General features: G+C 71.8%; 18 protein-coding genes. 3 read left to right on the forward strand and 15 right to left on the reverse strand.

Going from position 1 to position 16042, the window contains the following annotated elements; all coding sequences use genetic code 11:
- Positions 1-32 precede the first annotated feature (32 nt).
- The 5 genes from AB0M80_RS21515 to AB0M80_RS21535 all read right to left on the reverse strand — a co-directional run bounded on the left by AB0M80_RS21515 (position 33) and on the right by AB0M80_RS21535 (position 5540).
- Positions 33-1985 carry a DUF1707 domain-containing protein gene (locus tag AB0M80_RS21515; protein ID WP_364567644.1) on the reverse strand — a complete coding sequence of 651 codons (1953 nt, stop codon included), beginning with the start codon at positions 1983-1985 and terminating at the stop codon, positions 33-35.
- The gene (locus tag AB0M80_RS21520; protein ID WP_364567445.1) at positions 1904-2686 is read right to left on the reverse strand and encodes a class I SAM-dependent methyltransferase; all 783 of its coding nucleotides are present in this window, start codon (positions 2684-2686) and stop codon (positions 1904-1906) included. Before AB0M80_RS21520 ends, AB0M80_RS21515 begins: the two co-directional genes overlap by 82 nt.
- A 311-nt stretch (positions 2687-2997) precedes the next feature.
- A complete protein-coding gene (locus tag AB0M80_RS21525) occupies positions 2998-3237 on the reverse strand; it encodes a hypothetical protein (RefSeq protein ID WP_364567448.1) in 240 nt (79 codons plus the stop codon).
- Positions 3238-3434: 197 nt separating this feature from the next.
- Positions 3435-3614: a hypothetical protein gene (locus tag AB0M80_RS21530; protein ID WP_364567451.1), complete on the reverse strand. Its 180-nt coding sequence runs from the start codon at positions 3612-3614 to the stop codon at positions 3435-3437.
- Between the two features lie 9 nt (positions 3615-3623).
- Complete coding sequence (locus AB0M80_RS21535; protein WP_364567454.1) at positions 3624-5540, reverse strand: S8 family serine peptidase; 1917 nt, start codon at positions 5538-5540, stop codon at positions 3624-3626.
- A 114-nt stretch (positions 5541-5654) separates the two neighbouring features.
- On the opposite strand from AB0M80_RS21535, the gene AB0M80_RS21540 reads away from it, so the two are divergent.
- Both AB0M80_RS21540 and AB0M80_RS21545 read left to right on the forward strand, forming a co-directional pair.
- Positions 5655-6344: a hypothetical protein gene (locus AB0M80_RS21540; protein WP_364567457.1), complete on the forward strand. Its 690-nt coding sequence runs from the start codon at positions 5655-5657 to the stop codon at positions 6342-6344.
- Positions 6345-6425: 81 nt separating this feature from the next.
- A complete protein-coding gene (locus tag AB0M80_RS21545) occupies positions 6426-7202 on the forward strand; it encodes an SGNH/GDSL hydrolase family protein (protein ID WP_364567460.1) in 777 nt (258 codons plus the stop codon).
- Here AB0M80_RS21545 and AB0M80_RS21550 read toward each other — a convergent pair.
- Genes AB0M80_RS21550 through AB0M80_RS21575 form a run of 6 tightly spaced genes read right to left on the reverse strand, consistent with a single transcriptional unit; the run spans position 7182 to position 11183 of the window.
- Positions 7182-7790 (reverse strand): TetR/AcrR family transcriptional regulator, encoded by a 609-nt coding sequence (locus tag AB0M80_RS21550; RefSeq protein ID WP_364567463.1) that lies wholly within the window; start codon positions 7788-7790, stop codon positions 7182-7184. The genes AB0M80_RS21545 and AB0M80_RS21550 overlap by 21 nt on opposite strands.
- Entirely contained in the window at positions 7771-8247 is a 477-nt protein-coding gene (locus AB0M80_RS21555) for an SRPBCC domain-containing protein (RefSeq protein WP_364567466.1), read from the reverse strand. Before AB0M80_RS21555 ends, AB0M80_RS21550 begins: the two co-directional genes overlap by 20 nt.
- Complete coding sequence (locus AB0M80_RS21560; RefSeq protein WP_364567469.1) at positions 8244-8564, reverse strand: metalloregulator ArsR/SmtB family transcription factor; 321 nt, start codon at positions 8562-8564, stop codon at positions 8244-8246. The genes AB0M80_RS21555 and AB0M80_RS21560 overlap by 4 nt, the downstream gene beginning before the upstream one ends.
- Complete coding sequence (locus tag AB0M80_RS21565) at positions 8564-8950, reverse strand: VOC family protein (RefSeq protein WP_364567472.1); 387 nt, start codon at positions 8948-8950, stop codon at positions 8564-8566. Before AB0M80_RS21565 ends, AB0M80_RS21560 begins: the two co-directional genes overlap by 1 nt.
- 26 nt (positions 8951-8976) lie before the next feature.
- Entirely contained in the window at positions 8977-10500 is a 1524-nt protein-coding gene (locus tag AB0M80_RS21570; protein WP_364567475.1) for an FAD-dependent monooxygenase, read from the reverse strand.
- A 59-nt stretch (positions 10501-10559) separates the two neighbouring features.
- The gene (locus AB0M80_RS21575) at positions 10560-11183 is read right to left on the reverse strand and encodes a TetR family transcriptional regulator (protein ID WP_364567477.1); all 624 of its coding nucleotides are present in this window, start codon (positions 11181-11183) and stop codon (positions 10560-10562) included.
- Between the two features lie 152 nt (positions 11184-11335).
- On the opposite strand from AB0M80_RS21575, the gene AB0M80_RS21580 reads away from it, so the two are divergent.
- The gene (locus AB0M80_RS21580) at positions 11336-12682 is read left to right on the forward strand and encodes an MFS transporter (RefSeq protein WP_364567480.1); all 1347 of its coding nucleotides are present in this window, start codon (positions 11336-11338) and stop codon (positions 12680-12682) included.
- A 67-nt stretch (positions 12683-12749) separates the two neighbouring features.
- Here AB0M80_RS21580 and AB0M80_RS21585 read toward each other — a convergent pair whose 3' ends face one another.
- From AB0M80_RS21585 to AB0M80_RS21600, 4 genes are all read right to left on the reverse strand, one after another.
- The gene (locus tag AB0M80_RS21585; RefSeq protein WP_364567483.1) at positions 12750-14165 is read right to left on the reverse strand and encodes an SPFH domain-containing protein; all 1416 of its coding nucleotides are present in this window, start codon (positions 14163-14165) and stop codon (positions 12750-12752) included.
- 16 nt (positions 14166-14181) lie between these two features.
- Entirely contained in the window at positions 14182-14670 is a 489-nt protein-coding gene (locus tag AB0M80_RS21590) for an SPFH domain-containing protein (protein WP_364567486.1), read from the reverse strand.
- Complete coding sequence (locus AB0M80_RS21595) at positions 14667-15101, reverse strand: NfeD family protein (RefSeq protein ID WP_364567489.1); 435 nt, start codon at positions 15099-15101, stop codon at positions 14667-14669. Before AB0M80_RS21595 ends, AB0M80_RS21590 begins: the two co-directional genes overlap by 4 nt.
- An 84-nt stretch (positions 15102-15185) precedes the next feature.
- The gene (locus tag AB0M80_RS21600) at positions 15186-16001 is read right to left on the reverse strand and encodes a DUF3097 domain-containing protein (RefSeq protein WP_364567491.1); all 816 of its coding nucleotides are present in this window, start codon (positions 15999-16001) and stop codon (positions 15186-15188) included.
- Positions 16002-16042: the final 41 nt, after the last annotated feature.

Raw genomic sequence — 16042 nt, forward strand, 5'->3', positions numbered from 1 at the left:
TTGGCAGCAGGGATCGCCAACCAGGCCGGCGCCTAGGTCAGCGGGTGGACCACCGCCGCGGAGGGGTCCTCGGACAGGCCCAGGATCAGGGTCTCGTCCGGGAGCGTCACCGGGATGAGGAGGTCTCCTCCCAGCGCGAGCCGGTACGGCAGCTCCGAACCGTCGCGGAGGTCCCGCACCGCCTTGTTCCGCTCGTAGTCGCAGGCGACCGCGATCGGGGTGCCGTCCGGCAGGGACGTGCACACCACCGCCTCCTGGGTGTGGAGCAGGCCCGTGATGGTGTGGCGCAGGGTGTGGCGGTGCAGGTCCCAGATGCGGATCGTCTTGTCCCCGCTCACGGACACGGCCACCGGAGTGCCGTCCGGCAGCACCGCGGTGTCGATCGACCGCACCGCGTGGGTGTGGCCGAGCAGGGTGAACCGGGTCTCCCCGGTCTTCAGGTCGAACGCCTTGATCGGGCCTTCCCAGTCGGTGCCGAGTGCGATCGCCGTGCCGTCGGGGAGCACCACCGGGAACATCGCGTCGACGAAGCCGTCATAAGAGCCGTGGGCGACCTTTCCGAGCAGTTTGTGATCCCGCAGGTCCCACCGCCGGATTCCGTCGGTCACGTTGTGGACGACCACGACCGGCGTGCCGTCGGCCAGGGACAGGCAGCTCACCCCGTGCGGCTCGAAACCCACTTTCAGCGGGGCGTCGCGGGGCGAACCGTCACGGAGGTCCCACACCCGGGCGGTCCGGTCCGGGCTGATCGTCACCGCGACCGGGACGCCGTCCGGCAGAACCATGGCCGCGATGCCCACCACGTCGTGGGTGTGGCCGTCGAGCGTGTGCCGCCACGAGTCGTCGGACAGGTCCCACACCCGGGCTGTGTTGTCGCGGCCGCCGGTGATCGCCACCGGGGTGCCGTCGGGCAGGACCAGGGCCGTCATCGCCAGCAGGTCGCCTTTGTGCTTGCCCAGCGTCCGCGTGCGCGGCGGCTCCTCCTCCGGTGTCCACTCGGCCGGGTCCACGTCGACCCACGTCGCCCGGCTGGGGAACGGTTCGACCCCCACGGGGAACCGGTTTTCGGCCTGGGGGACGCTTTCTGCGGCGATGGCCGCGGTCATGGTGCGCCGGGTCCACAGCAGGACCCCGACGAACACGATCGCCGACACCGACCCGACCACGATGGCCAGGGCGGTCAACCCCGCCATCCCCAAGACGATCACGATGCCGATCATGAGGAACAGCCCGAAGCCCGCGACCCGGGCCGCGGTCATCCCGGCCTCGAACGACGGCGGCTGCGGCGCCAGGACGACCGGCGGCGCCGACGGCAGGAAAGCCGGTGTCGGAGCCGGTTCGGTGGCCGGGTCCGGCAGGTCCGCCACCACCCTCGCCAGCTCGTCGCGCAACCGCGCCGCGTAGACCGCGCGCACCCGCTCGTCGAACTCCGGCAGGTCGAGCACCCCGGCCTCGACGGCGTCGTGCAGGTGCGCGACCGCGGCTTCCCGGTCGGCGTGGGAGGCCCGCGGCGAGCGGGCCGCGCCCGCACCGGCGGGGAGGTCGGCCACCAGCGCGGCCAGCTGGGCGTCGGTGGTCGCCCGCCGGACCGCGGCCAAGCGGTCGTGCCGTTCGGCCGGATCCAGCAGCCCGCCGGCGACCGCGGCCTCGATGCGTGCGATGGCCTGATCGCGTTCGGCGTGACTCGCCTTCGCGTCCAGGTTGCCGACGACGGCGTCGACGTCCGAGTACGTGACGGCTCGGTTCAGCAGTTCCTCGGCGTCGGTGTAGGCGCGCGCCTGCAGGCGTCCGTCGGTCAGGGCGCCGGCCAGCCGGACCAGCGCCCGTTCCCGGTCCGCGGCGGAGATCCGCAGTCCCGGGCCCGTCCGGCCGGAACCATCGGGCAGATCGGCGACGGCCGGCGTCAGGTCCTTCCGCACCCGGGCGGCCTGGACGACCACCAGCCGCCGTTCGTACTCGGCCAGATCGAGCCGGCCTTCGCGCAACGCCGCATCCAGCGTGCGGGTGGCCGCCGTGCGGGCGTCGTGGCCGATCCGCGCCTCCGCGCGACGTGCATTGCCTGCCATCGCGGGAGCATAGCGAGCCGGAGCGGCAGGTCAGCCGTTAGTTCCTTCGGCGTAAGGCTTTCTCGTGCGCCAGGCGAAGACCGTCGGCGTGGGCGCGCCGCCTTCGGCGAACCGCTCGAACACCAGGCCCGCATCGAGGACCGCGCCCAGCCCCGGCTGTTGGTGCGGTCGGCGAAGCCGCCGCAGAAGCACGGGTGCACGCCGATGTGCACGAACACCCCGCCGGGCGCCAGGACACGGGCCGCTTCCCGCAGCACCGCGGGATAGCTGGGCATGTCGGTGTGGACCATGATCGCGACGACGGCGGGCAGCGCGCCGGTGGCGATCGGTAGCGCCCCGGCATCGCCGAGCACGATCGGCAGCCGCGCCGCCGCGTAGCGCAGCATCCCGGCGGAGACGTCGACGCCGAGCGGCGGCCCGGTCAGGTCGGCCTCCGCGCCACTGGTGAAGCCCGCCTGGTCGGCCGGCTGCGCCGCCAGCAGGGCGTCCCGGCGGCCCTGCTCGGCGGTCCGGGTGTGGGACACGCCCGGGGTGGTGATGCCGGGGTGGTGTTGGCCGACGAAGATCGGCGCGATTCCCCACCCCGGCGCCATGGCCCGCAGGTCGGCCAGGTGGATCATCCAGCTCCGGTTGCCCTGTGAAGGCGCCGGCGCCCGGTCTACAGCAGATTGGTGTTCTGCATCAGGCCGCTCAGGAAATCGTTCCCGGGATAATGGAAACCTCACAATCGCGATGGGCAGGCCCGACCCCCGCGGATCGGGCGTGATAGTGGTGCCGGATCTCCCGGGTGAGCCCCGTAGACGAGGTCGACGGGGCTACCGTCGGGATCCGGGATCGTGAACGGACTGATCGGCAGCGAACGATTCACCGATGCCTGTACGGGCAGTCTCAGCGGCATTCTCCCGATCCTTTCCACCGAAAAGGGCACGGCCTAGCCGAAAAGGCCGCTGAAGAAGTCGCCGATACCGTCCACGACGTCGCTGATGGTGTTCTGCACCGGGTCGGAGGTCAGCAACGAGGTCAGCAACCCGCCGAGCAGAACCGGAAGGATCGCGGGCTCCACCCCGCTGTCACCGCCCAGCGCTGCGGTGGACGAGCCGTGGCGGTCGATTCCCGCCGACTGGCGCGGCATCCGCAACGCCGGGGCGAACGGAACTGTGGTGTGGGACATGATGGTCCTTTCTGGTCAATAGAGCACGAATGGATCCTTCGCGGACTGGCAAGTGAGCCAATCCTCGAACGTCTCGGCGTCGCCACAGGGATCGGCGAATGCCGCCCGGACTCCGGGCGTATCCGCGACCGGGCCCGGTGGCCGGGTGCGGTGAATTCCTTCGGCCGGCCGCGGCAGCCGAAGTTCCGGTGGCGTTGTCACGGCCGTTTCGCCAGGGCCAGCGCCTTGTAGCACATGTCCCTCGCGGGACCGCGCAGCTTGCGGCAGTCGGCGCGGGCGGCGTCGAGCCCGGGGCCGTCCCGCAGGCTGGAGGGCGCCGCGTTCTCGGAGCGGTCGATCCCGCGGGCGAGTCTGGGCAGCGCCAGAGTGGGGTTCATCGTGGTCTCCTAACTTCCGACGAGGAACTGGTGCGAAGGCGCCAGGCTCACCGGAGGACTGGTGCTGACGTCGAAGGTCTGCAGGTAGGCGACCCGGGAGCGGCGGTCGTTCTCCGGATCGAAGTAGGTGATCTTGACGTCCCAGGCGTCGGCGTCCGGCCGCGCGTAGCGGCTCTTGGTGACCGTGATGTCGTCGAGGGCGTAGAGCACCTCCGGCTCGTCCGCCCGGCGCGGCGTGAGCCTGCCCGACAGGAAGCCGTTGGCCAGCTCACGCGTGAGCTCGAAGGCGTTGGTCGCGGCGTAGTTCAGCGCCCGGTCCGGTGAGCTCTGGCCGAGGTTGCGGAACTGGTAGTAGACCTTGTCGAGGAAGGCCCGGACCAGCAGCCGGACCGTCTGCTCGTCCGGCCGGCCCGCGTTCCTCGCGTCGTAGTCCTTGTTGATCGTGTCGATCAGATCGTCCAGCAGCACGGCTTCGTTCCAGGTGTAGAGGCCCTGGGCGTGCACGACGACGACCGGCACGACCTGCCCGGAGAACAGCCGGACCGTGCGGTTGGTCAGCGTGCCCGGCACCGACACCCGCGCCACGTAACTCGGGTTGTCGGGGCCGAGCGACTGGCCGACGATCGCCTCCCGGAACGTCTTGTGCACCAGGGAAACCGGCGGATAGCCGAAGTCGGCCCCGTCGGTCTCGTCGGTGCGTGGGCCGCCCCAGGTCATGCCGAACGGGGTTTCGGCTTCCAGTGCGTAGATCGGCATCCGGCCGTCCAGGTTGCACGTCCAGATCAGCTTGTCCGACGCCCACGGGTTCTCCGCGAGGTAGCGGAACAGTTGCGCCGGGTCGTACGGGTTCCCCGGCATCAGGTGATCGCCGACCGGGGTGACGTCCATCTGCTGGATGAAGCCGTCACGCCGCGCTTCGGAACCGAAATCCCACCCGATGGTGCCGATGGCGTAGATGTGGCTCGGGAGGGGCCGGCCCTCGCAGGCGGTCTGCCCGGCCGGGGTGTCGGCGCACGCGGCGACCACGCCGCCGTCCTGCGGTGGCGGAGTCGCTTCGAGTTGTTCCACGGTCGTCTCGCTTTCCTTGAGAGGGGTGAATGCCGCCGGGACGTCGAGGACGCCGGCGAGGTGCCGGGGCGTGTCGCCGCCGGCCGCGGTACTGACGATGAGGTGCCGGAGCGTGGCCGGGACGAGGTCTTCGCCCCGGCTCCGGGCCTGCGCGAGCAGGAGCCCTGCGACGCCGGCCACGATCGGCGTGGCGAAGCTGCTTCCGGACAGCCGCACCGTGCCGCCGTCCGGCCGGGCGCCCTCGATGTCGTGCCCCGGCGCCAGCACGCCGTTCAGCCGGTACGGCGCGCCCCAGTTGTTCGTCGCGAGCGGGACGCCGCCGGCCGTGCACGCGCCGACGGCGAGCACGGTGGGATCGGCGGCCGGCACCTGCACGGTGGCGTCACCGTCGTTGCCGACGGCGGCGACCACGAGCACGTCGTGGGCGGCGCACAACCGCAACGCGTTCGCCAGCAGCGCATCGGGCTCGCCGTCCGGTGTGCGCTCGCCACCGCTGATGGTGATGATGTCCGCGCCCGCGGCCACGGCGGCTTCGATCGCCCGCGCGAGGTCGAGCTGGGACAGGCGCAGCCCGTCGTCGCGGAACACCGGCACGATCAGGCCGCGGCAGCCCGGCAGGACACCCACCACCGGCGAGCCCGGCTGCCCGAAGATCAGGCTGGTGACGTGCGTGCCGTGCACCGACATCGCGCCCCGGCTCGCGGGGTCCTGGACCAGCGTGTCGATCACCTCGAGGTGCGCGCCGGCGAAACAGGGGTGGGACAAGTCGACCGGGCCGTCCAGAACGGCGATGCAGACGCTCCCGGACGAGCCGGGCGGCATCGCGGGGAGATCGCCCACGGCGTCGCGCACTTTCATCACCGCTCCTTTCGCCGGGGTGTCACCGGGTCAGAGCGTCCACGGTGGACGTTGATACCTCGGGTTCCACCGGAATCCGGGGTATCAACAGCGCCCCCGACGGCTCTGAGGGGTATGCGAAACCCCAGGAGACTTCCGCGGTGGGCGCTCCCGCTCACGCTGTTGCTGGCGTTGGCCGGCTGCCACGAACCGGCCGACGCCGGAGCCGCCCCGGCCGTCGGCAGCCCGGCCCCCGCCACCTCGAGCGCCGGCAAGAGCGGCTGTGACCACGTCGGCGGGCAGATGCGGCACTGGTTGCCGAAATTCGACCCGGGCAGGCCGCACGAGGCCTCGATCACGCCGGTGGCGGCGAACCCGTGCCTGCCCTTCGCCGACCTCATCGACCAGGTCGCCACCCTCGTCCCGGAGGTCGGTGAAGGGAAGACCACCGCGGCGAAGAAGGTCACCAGGCAGTTCGTCACGGCGGTGCGAGACCTGGCCGGCCGCTACGCCGGCCTGGCGAACGAGATCCGGTGCCTGTACGAGGCGGACCGGTTGGCCATCGGGATCTACCGGCACGCCGACCACCCCTCGTCCGTGGGGGTCGTCATCGCGGTCGGGCGCGACCTCGGCACGGCGGTCGACGTCGGGCGGTGCTACCTGTTCGGCCTGTCGGGCAAGTCCCTCGGCTCCGCCTCGCAACCGTTCGAGAACCACGCGTGCGCCGGCTCGGTCCTGCCACTCGACCGGCCCGTCGTCGTCATGCGCTTCGGCACGTCGAACTGGATGTGCGACGCGCTGGCCCGAGCGGTTCCCCGGGCCTAGGGCGATGATCCTGCCCAGCGCGCAGCGCGACGATCGCCGGGGTTCCGGCGACCGGCCGCGCGTCCTGCTTAGACTGGACACATGAGCAAGCGCTTAGTGACCCTGGGGGACTCGTTCACCGAAGGCGTCGGGGACGACGATCCGGCCGCGCCGAACGGCGTGCGCGGGTGGGCCGATCGCACCGCCGAGCAGCTCGCCGCCCGCGAGCCGGAATTCCGGTACGCCAATCTCGCCATCCGCGGGAAGCTGCTGTCCCAGGTGCTGGCCGAACAGCTCGAGCCGGCGCTGGCCATGGAACCCGATCTCGTCACCCTCTACGCCGGCGGCAACGACCTGATGCGCCCCAAGGTCGACATCGACGGGCTGATGGACAGCTACGAGACCGCGGTCGGGCGGATCCGCGCGACCGGGGCCTGGCTGGTGCTGTTCACCGGGGTCGACGGGGTCGAGGACGCGCTGTTCCGCCGGATCCGGGGCCGGGTCGCGATCTACAACGAGCACGTGCGCGGGATCGCCGCCCGGCACGGCGCGCTGCTGGTGGACCTGTGGGCCATGCGGCAGCTGCGCGACCGGCGGCTGTGGGCGCCGGACCGCCTGCACCTCAACGCGCTCGGCCACGCCGAGGTGGCCATCGCGGTGCTGGACGTCCTCGGCGTCGAACACCCGCTGACGGCCGCCGAGCTGGGGCCGCGGGACCTGCTCAGCCCGGCGCAGCGCCGCAGCCAGAACCTCCAGTGGGCGCAGGAGCACGCGCTGCCGTGGGTGCGGCGGCGCCTGCGGGGCGAGTCCTCCGGCGACACCCTGACCGCGAAGCGCCCGGCGCTGGCGCCGGTGGACTCAGCGCCGCTCCCCCGCTGACGGGCGCAAGCCGTCGAAGAGGATTTCCACGGCCCGGTCGCGCAGGGGTGCGTCCGGGCCGGCGTACTCGGCGGCCTTCGCGACGCCGATGATCACCGGGATCAGCTCGCCGACGACGAGGTCCTTCCGGACCGCGCCCGCCTCCTGCGCGCGCGAGAGCAGCACGCCGAGGGCCGACGTCAGCCGCGCGCCGATGTCGGACTTCGCCGACGGCACCGTGACCCCGGCTGCGGTGAGCGCCTCGAAGTAGGCGTTCTTCGCGCTCGACATCTCGATCCAGCTGGTGAGGAACGTGAAGAACGCGCCGCCCGGCTCGACGGACTCCGCGGCCACGGCCGCTTCGGCCTCGTCGACGAACCGGCGCAGCCGGTCGAAGAGCACCGCTTCGAGCAGTGCCTCCTTCGTCGGGAAGTGCCGGAACACCGTGCCGATGCCGACGCCGGCGACGCGGGCGACCTCCTCGGTGGGCGCCCCGGTGCCCTTGGCGGCGAACACGTTTTCGGCCGCCTCGAGCACGCGCGCCCGGTTGCGCCGGGCGTCGGCGCGCAGCGGTTTCGACGCATGAGGATCAGCCGGGGCGGGGGTCACCACCCGATCGTAACGGGGCCGGTTCGGGCAGCGTGTCCAGCAACCGGGCCAGCGCCCGCGGCACGTGGGAGCGCCAGCCGCCGCCCATGATCCGCCGGGAGACGCGCTGGAACTCGTCGTCCGGGTCGAACCCTTCGTGGCTGAGGAACAGCCGGGTGCCGGTGCCCTCCCGCTCGAGCCGCCAGGTGACCGTCCACTGCGGACCCCAGCGGAAGCTGAGCTTGCGCTCGGGCTCGACCTCCAGGACCTCGCACGCCACCGGGCCACCGGCGAACCCGGCCGCCGGCACCGGCTCGGCCAGCAGCTCGAACCGGTGCCCCACCACGGGTTTGATGTCGTTGGGCATGGTGATCCAGCGTTCCAGGAGGTCCGGCTCGGTCAGGGCCCGCCACACCTTGCGGGGCGGGTGGGCGAGGAACTGGTCGACGTGGACCGCGGTCGGGTCGTCCTCGGTCACCGGTCTTCCTCCTCGTCCAGCAGGTCACGCAGGTTGGCGAGCTTGGTGCGCCAGAAGCGCTCGTACGGGGTGAGCCAGTCCGCGACTTCTTCGAGCGGGGACGCGTCGAGGCGGTACACGCGGTTGCGGCCGTGACGCTGCTCGGTGACCAGGCCGGCCTCGCGGAGCACCCGGAGGTGTTCCGAAAGGCTGGGCCGGGCCATGGCGAACCGCTCCGCGATCGCGCCGGCGGCCAGCGGGCCGTCGAGCAGCAGCCGCAGCACTTCGCGCCGCGCCGGACTGGCGAGTGCGGCGAAGACGTCGTCGTTGACCGGCATCAGCGTGGCACGGCACCGAAGTCCGACGGCTCGAGCAGGCCGAGGGTGTGCCCGTCGACGTCGGTGAACGAGGTCGCGCGGCCCCACGGCCACTGCCGCGGCTCGGCGACCTCCACCCCGGCCGCCCGCAGCGCGGCGACATCGGCGTCGACGTCGGTGGTCTGCAGCTGGAAGTGCCGCGGTCCGCCCCCGGTGCCGGTGACCTGCTGGTCGGTCAGCACCACGCCGGTCTTCGCGCCCTTCGGCGCGACCAGCACGAACCGGCCGCCCTCGGGCGTGCGGCGGTCGACGAGCGCTTCGAACCCGAGTTTGCCGACGTAGAACTCCCGCGCGCGGGCGTGGTCGGCGACCGGCAGGGTCAGGAACTGCACATGGGTGATCGTCATGCCGCCGACCATACGTAGGGAATCTCCTACGCGTCAAGGGGGGTGCCGAACCACCGTTCGAGAGCCACCCGCAGGGCCTTGCGCTCGGTGTCGTCCGGCTCCGCCGAGCTGGAGGCCCAGGCCACGTACCCGTCGGGGCGGATGAGCAACGCCGTGGCTTCCCCGTCGAACCCGGCGGTGACGGCGTCGACGCGGTCGGTCCAGCCCCGCAGCTCGGTGCCGAGGGAGGCGGTGGCGTCGAGCAGGAGCGGCCGGGCGGTCCGAGTCAGCTCGGCGAGCCGGGTCCCGTCGGCCAGCACGAGGTCCGGGGCCCAGCGGCCGTCGAGCGGGTGGCCGGTGGCCGGTGCGTACCGGATGTCCGCGCCGGCCATGAGGTCCGCGATGTGCTGCACGGTGCCTGGAAGGCGGAGCAGTTCGCCGAACAGCTCGCGCAGGGCGGTGACGTCGCCGCCCGGGGTGATCAGCGCGGACTGCGCCTGCGTGTGCATGACCACGCGCTCGGCGACCGGGCGGCGTTCGCTCTCGTAGGTGTCGAGCAGGCCCGCCGGTGCCCAGCCGTGCAGCTCGGCGGCGAGCTTCCAGCCGAGCCCGACGGCGTCCTGCAGGCCGAGGTTGAGCCCGGGCCCGCCGATCGCGGAGTGGACGTGCGCCGCGTCGCCGACCAGCAGGACCCGTCCTTCGCGGAAGCGATCGGCCAGCCGGGTGTTGCGGCCGCGCAGCCGCCGCAGCAGGTGGGGCCCGTCGCCCTCCGGCGGGCCGAGGGGCAAGTCGAAGCCGAGGACGCGCCGGATGCTCGCCCGCTGCTCGTCGAGGGTCATCGGGCGCTCGTCGCCGGTCTCCGGCTCGTCGGTCCACTCCATCGTGGTGACCAGCGTGCCGGTCGGGAACGGCGCGTAGACGAACAGGCCGGTTTCGGTGCGGTAGTGGAAGAACGGCGGGATGACGCCGTGGCCCGGCACCCGCAGGCCGCCGGACGCGGCGTCGGCGAACTCCGCGGGCACGGTGGCGTTCGCGGTGCAGGACAGGGTGTGGTCTTCGGTGACGCCGGGGAAGCCGATGCCGGCGAGCTTGCGCGTGACGCTGCGGCCGCCGTCCGCGCCGACGAGGTACCGGGTCGTGAGCCGGTAGTCACCTTCGGGACCGGCGACGTCGAGGGTGACCGCTTCGGCGTCCTGGACCAGGCCGCTGAGCGCGTGCCCGCGCCGGACCTCGACCCCCAGTTCGGCGGCGCGTTCGTTGAGCATCGCTTCGACCCGGCGCTGCGGCACGCCGAGGATGTTCACCGGGTTGCGCTCGGCGAGGGTGAGGTCGAGGCGCATCGCCCCGAAGACGAACGCCGGCACGGGCGGTCCGATCGGCCCGGCCAGGCGCTCGTGCAGGCCCCGGCGGTCGAAGAGGCGGACGACCTGGCCGACGAGCCCGTTGGCGCGGTTCTCGGTGGTGGGCTCGGGCAGCCGTTCCAGAACCAGCGGGCGGATGCCGGCGAGGGCGAGTTCGCAGGCGAGCATGAGGCCGTTGGGGCCGGCTCCGGCGATGACGACGTCTTCCATGACGGACTCCTTTTGGGCAGGGCGAAGCAGCCCGTCGTGCGGGCGTCTTCGATGGGGAGCTAGTGCGGTTCGGGCAGACCGGCGGCGAGCCGGCCGAACACGTCCCGCAGGAGAGCTTCGAGGGATTGCGGCGGCTCCGCGACGAGCCACTGCTGGGTCACGACGTTGAGCGCGGCCCCGACGACCCCGGCGACGAGCCGCGGGTAGACGTCCTGCGCGACGTCGGTGCCGGTGCGTTCGGCGATCGCGGCGGCGAACTCGGCCTCGGCCGCCGCGCCGGCCTTCTGGAACTCCCCCTGCAGCGCGGGTTCGGCGACCATCAGCCGCAGCCCTTCCAGCCACGACTGGTCGGCGGCGTGCCCTTGGGGGACCGGCTGACCGAGGGCGAACCCCTCGAGCGCGGCCTGGGTGATGGCGTCCCAGATCGGCTCGGCGGCGGGGCGTTCCCGCAACGCCGCGGCGATCGCGCGGGCCCGGTCGTGGTGGCGGGCCACGATGGCCTCGCCCTTGCTGCCGAAGTAGTTGCTGAAGGTGCGGGTGGACACCCCGGCTTCGGCGGCGATGTCTTCGATCCGGACGTTGTCGAGCCCGCGTTCGACGGTCAGCCGGATCGCCGCCCAGCTCAGCGCGATGCGCGTCTCCTGCTTCTTGCGCTCCCGCAGCCCGGCCCGGTCGGTGTCCATGGCGCCACCGTACCGCAACTTGCCGAATCTGCAAAGTTGCCGAATCTGCATCCAGTTCGTCACTGACCGGACGAGAAACCGGCCAACGATCGCCGAATCCGTCGGCGGACGCCACACTGTTGTGTGACATCGGTCACCGGAGGTGTTGCGAGATGGTTCTGGGAGACAACAGCGTCACTCACAAGGCGGCAACCGACAGCAGGACAAGACGAGTGCAGGTGCGGCGGGCGGCGCTGGCGAGCGCCGTCGGCACGACCATCGAGTGGTACGACTTCTTCCTCTACAACACCGCGGCGGCCCTGGTCTTCCCGCACCTGTTCTTCCCCGCCTCGAGCGCGTACGCGGGGGCCATGCAGTCCTTCGCGACCTACGCGGTCGGGTTCGCCGCGCGCCCGGTCGGGGCCGCCATCTTCGGGCACTGGGGTGACCGGATCGGGCGGAAGGCGACGCTGATCGTCACGCTGCTGCTGATGGGCATCTCCTCCGGTGTGGTGGGGATGCTGCCCGGGACGTCGGCGATCGGGATCGCCGCCCCGCTCATCCTGGTGCTGCTGCGGCTGGTGCAGGGCATCGCCATCGGTGGCGAGTGGAGCGGCTCGGTACTGCTCGCGATGGAGTGGGGTGACCAGCGCAAACGCGGCTTGCTCGGCAGTTTCGCGCAGATCGGCGTGCCGGTCGGGCTGGTGCTGGGCACCGGCGGGATGACGCTGCTGTCGGCGACGCTCTCGCCGGAGGCGTTCGACTCCTGGGGCTGGCGGCTGCCGTTCCTGGCCAGCCTGGTGCTCGTCGCGGTCGGCCTGGTCATCCGGTTGAAGATCCTCGAGACGCCGATGTTCGCGAAGCTGGTCGAGAACCGGCAGACCGCCCGCACGCCGGTGCTCGACGCGATCCGGTACCACTGGCGCGAAATCCTGCTTTCGGCCGGTGTCCGGTTCAGCGAGCAGATGCCGTTCTACCTGTTCACCAGCTACGTGCTGATCTACGTCGTGTCGCGGCACGAGTTCAGCAGGACGTTCGTGCTCAACGCGGTCCTCGTCGGCGCGGCGTGCGAGCTGGCGCTGATCCCGCTGTTCTCGTCGTTGTCGGACCGCTTCGGCCGCAAACGGGTCTACCTGTGCGGGGCGGTGCTGACCGGGGTGATCGCCTTCCCGTACTTCCAGATCCTCACGCACGGCAGCCACGCGCTGGTGTTCGTCGCGGTCGTCGTGTCGTTCGTCCCGCACGCGCTGCAGTACGGCCCGCAGGCGGCCTTGATCGGCGAGAGCTTCCCGACGCACCTGCGCTACGGCGGCGCGGGGCTGGGCTACCAGCTGGCCTCGGTGTTCGCCGGCGGACCGGCGCCGCTGCTGGCGACGTGGCTGCTGCACACGACCGGGACGCCGTACTCGATCTCGGCCTACATCGTCCTGTCCGCGGTGGTCACGATCGTGTGCGTGATCTGGCTGAAGGACCGCTCGAAGGCGGACATCGACGACGCGAGTGTCTACCAGCGGACCTGAAAAGCCGTGAATGCCACCTTGACGGACGCTAAGTCCCTCAAGGTGGCATTCACGGCACGACCGGAGGTCAGCGGCGCGGGCCCTGGGGTCCGCCGAACGGGGGCTGCTGCGGGAACGGCCCGCCGCCCGGGTTCTGCTGCGGGCCGCCGAACTGGCCCGGCGGCGGCGCCTGCGGCGGCGGACCCTGGTACTGGCCACCCGGGGGCGGGCCGGCGGGGGCCTGCGGCTGGGGCAGTGCGGGCTGACCGCTCTGCGGGGTCCGCGGCTGCTGCGGCGACGGCGTGACCTCCGTGCCGCGGTCCTCGTCGGCCTCCGGCTCGCTCTGCTGCTGGGACGGCCGCGGGATCGACGGCCGCGCGGGCGGCGTCGACGGGGCACCGAGGGCCGGGACCTCCTGGCGCGCCACGGCTTCCGCGGCCGCGACCGCCTCGGCGACCTTCGGGTCGCTCTTGGTTTCGAACCAGCTGGCGACCTCCTCGTCCTCGAGGTCCGGCTTGTCCGGGACGTCTTCCTGCGGCGGCTCGTACCGGAACACGCCGTCGTCGCCCGGGGCGCCGAGTGCGCGGGCGAAGCCTTCGAGGGCCTTGCCGTAGTCGCTGGGGATCATCCAGACCTTGTTCGCGTCGCCCTGCGCCATCTGCGGCAGCGTCTGCAGGTACTGGTAGGCCAGCACCTCCGGGGTCGGGCGGCCGGCCTTGATCGCGGCGAACACCTTCTCGATGGCCTTCGCCTGGCCCTGCGCCTGCAGGTAGCGCGCGGCCCGCTCACCCTGCGCCCGCAGGATGCGGGACTGCCGCTCGGCCTCGGCGGCGAGGATGGTCGCCTGGCGGGCACCTTCGGCGGACAGGATCTGGCTCTGCTTCTGGCCTTCCGCGGTCTTGATCGCCGACTCCCGCTGACCTTCGGCGGTGAGGATCATCGCGCGCTTCTCGCGGTCGGCGCGCATCTGCTTCTCCATCGAGTCCTGGATGGAGGGCGGCGGGTCGATCGCCTTGAGCTCGACGCGGCTGACGCGGATGCCCCAGCGGCCGGTGGCTTCGTCCAGCACGCCGCGCAGCTGGGTGTTGATGGAGTCGCGGGAGGTCAGGGTCTGCTCGAGGCTCATGCCACCGACCACGTTGCGCAGCGTCGTGGTGGCCAGCTGCTCGACACCGACGATGTAGTTGGAGATCTCGTACACCGCCGCGCGCGAGTCGGTGACCTGGAAGTACACCACGGTGTCGATCGACACCGTCAGGTTGTCCTCGGTGATCACCGGCTGCGGCGGGAACGAGACGACCTGCTCGCGCAGGTCGATCCGGGCGCGCACCTTGTCCAGGAACGGCACGAGGATGTTGAGGCCGGGCGAGGCGACCGTGCGGAACCGGCCGAGCCGTTCGATCACGGCCGACTGCGCCTGCGGCACCACCATGACCGCCTTGGCTATGGTGATGACCACGAGCAAAGCCAGGGCTATGACCAGGCCGATCACAAATCCGGTCAAGAGAATTTCCCCTTACCTAGTACCATTCTTGTGCGGTTGACGGCGTTCCGGGTGCCGACGGCGGGCGCACCCCGAGTTTCAGTTCCTTCGCGGTGATGCCCCAGCGGCCGGTGGTGTCGCGCAGGACCGTCCACACTGTACGGTGCAGGTCCCCGGGCGCGGTGACGGCGCGCTCGGCGGTGGTCAGGCCGGCTTCCTGCCGCAGCGCGGTGCGGGTCAGCTGCTCGATCGCCAGTGCGGGATCGGCGATCTCGTAGGTGGCCAGGCGCGGGTCGGTCACCGCGAAGGTGACCTCGAAGCCGATGAGGACCTCCTGCCCGTCGCCGGCTTCGACCGCGCGGGGCGGGGCGGAGAGGATCTGCTCGCCGAGGTGGACGCGGGCGCGGACCCGGTCGGCGAACGGGAGCACGAAGTGGCGGCCGGGGCCGAGCACGGCGCGGAACCGCCCGCCGCGTTCGAGCACCGCGGCGTGGCCCTCGCCGACGATGACGAGTCCCAGGCTCACGGCTCGGCCGACACGACGGCGGTGGCGCCGGAGATCTCGACGACCGTGACCGGGGTGCCGGGCGCGATGGGCGGGCAGTGCTCCCCCAGGCTGCGGGCCGACCAGACGTCGCCGGCCAGCTTCACCCGGCCCGCCTCGGAGTCCACTGTGGAGACGACGACGGCGCGGGCGCCGATGAGCGCGTCGATGCCGGTGTGGTGGCTCGGCCCGGACAGCAAGCGCCGTTTGAGCGCGGGGCGGACCAGCAGGAGCATGCCGACGGAGGCGACGGCGAACACGGCGACGTCGATGACGAGGTTGCCGGTGAGGACCTCGGCACCGGCGCCGAACAGCGCGGCGACCCCCAGCATGATCAGCACGAAGTCGCCGGAGACGACTTCGGCGATCATCAGGGCGATGCCGATGATCAACCAGACCAGTGCCCAAGCCATGGCTTCATGCTCTCAGATCGCGCCGGTTCGCACCGGCGCAGTGACGGGACGTGACCCACGCGTGACCTTGGACAAACCGGACATTCAGCCCTCTTCCGTCGGCTCGGTGACGAAGTCGATGAGCCGTTCCACGGCCCCGATGAGCGGGGTCTCGAGGTCGCGGAAACTGCTCACCCCGCTCAGCACACGTTGCCAGCCTTCGAAAGGTTGCCCCCAGCCGAGCGCGTCGCAGATCCCCTGCTTCCACTCGGTGCCGCGCGGGATCTTCGGCCAGGCTTCGATGCCGACGGCTTCCGGCCGCACGGCCTCCCAGACGTCGATGTAGGGGTGGCCGGTGACCAGCACGTTCTCGTCGTGCACGGCCTCGACGAGCCGGGATTCCTTGCTGCCGGGCACGAGGTGGTCGACCAGCACACCCAGTCGACGGCCGGCGCCGGTGCCGAACTCGGCGATCCGGTCGGCGAGTTCGTCCACGCCGTCGAGCGGCTCGACGACGACGCCTTCGACGCGCAGGTCGTGGCCCCAGACGCGCTCGACGAGCTCGGCGTCGTGCTTGCCCTCGACCCAGATGCGCGAGTCGCGGGCGACGCGGGCCTGCAGGCCTTGGACGCGCACGGACCCGGACGCCGAGATCTGCCGGACCGGGGCCTTCGCCGGGGCTTTGACCGGCACCAGCGTGACCGGCTTGCCTTCGAGGAGGAACCCCGCGGGGACGAGCGGGAAGACGCGGTGGCGGCCCTTGGCGTCCTCGAGCACGACGTTCCCGTACTCGATCTTCACCACCGCGCCGCAGTAGCCGCCGGCCGGGTCTTCGACCACCAGACCGGGTTCGGCGGGGACTTCCGGCACCTTCTTGCGGCGGCGGCCGGCGAGTACGTCGTCATAGGAATGGGGGCGCACGACCAGGCAACCTAGTGGCCGCGGCGCTCCGGACGGGTTAT

It is taken from the genome of Amycolatopsis sp. NPDC051045, assembly GCF_040682955.1.
Taxonomy (GTDB): Bacteria; Actinomycetota; Actinomycetes; order Mycobacteriales; family Pseudonocardiaceae; genus Amycolatopsis.

Excerpts from the sequence above, each read along its gene's own strand:
- AB0M80_RS21595 (WP_364567489.1), bottom strand. The coding sequence starts at position 15,101 with ATGGCTTGGGCACTGGTCTGGTTGATCATCGGCATCGCCCTGATGATC.
- AB0M80_RS21560 (WP_364567469.1), bottom strand. The coding sequence starts at position 8,564 with ATGCCGGTCAACGACGACGTCTTCGCCGCACTCGCCAGTCCGGCGCGG.
- AB0M80_RS21575 (WP_364567477.1), bottom strand. The coding sequence starts at position 11,183 with ATGGACACCGACCGGGCCGGGCTGCGGGAGCGCAAGAAGCAGGAGACG.
- AB0M80_RS21540 (WP_364567457.1), top strand. The coding sequence starts at position 5,655 with ATGCGAAACCCCAGGAGACTTCCGCGGTGGGCGCTCCCGCTCACGCTG.
- AB0M80_RS21520 (WP_364567445.1), bottom strand. The coding sequence starts at position 2,686 with ATGATCCACCTGGCCGACCTGCGGGCCATGGCGCCGGGGTGGGGAATC.
- AB0M80_RS21580 (WP_364567480.1), top strand. The coding sequence starts at position 11,336 with ATGGTTCTGGGAGACAACAGCGTCACTCACAAGGCGGCAACCGACAGC.
- AB0M80_RS21545 (WP_364567460.1), top strand. The coding sequence starts at position 6,426 with ATGAGCAAGCGCTTAGTGACCCTGGGGGACTCGTTCACCGAAGGCGTC.
- AB0M80_RS21535 (WP_364567454.1), bottom strand. The coding sequence starts at position 5,540 with ATGAAAGTGCGCGACGCCGTGGGCGATCTCCCCGCGATGCCGCCCGGC.
- AB0M80_RS21565 (WP_364567472.1), bottom strand. The coding sequence starts at position 8,950 with ATGACGATCACCCATGTGCAGTTCCTGACCCTGCCGGTCGCCGACCAC.
- AB0M80_RS21570 (WP_364567475.1), bottom strand. The coding sequence starts at position 10,500 with ATGGAAGACGTCGTCATCGCCGGAGCCGGCCCCAACGGCCTCATGCTC.
- AB0M80_RS21530 (WP_364567451.1), bottom strand. The coding sequence starts at position 3,614 with ATGAACCCCACTCTGGCGCTGCCCAGACTCGCCCGCGGGATCGACCGC.
- AB0M80_RS21525 (WP_364567448.1), bottom strand. The coding sequence starts at position 3,237 with ATGTCCCACACCACAGTTCCGTTCGCCCCGGCGTTGCGGATGCCGCGC.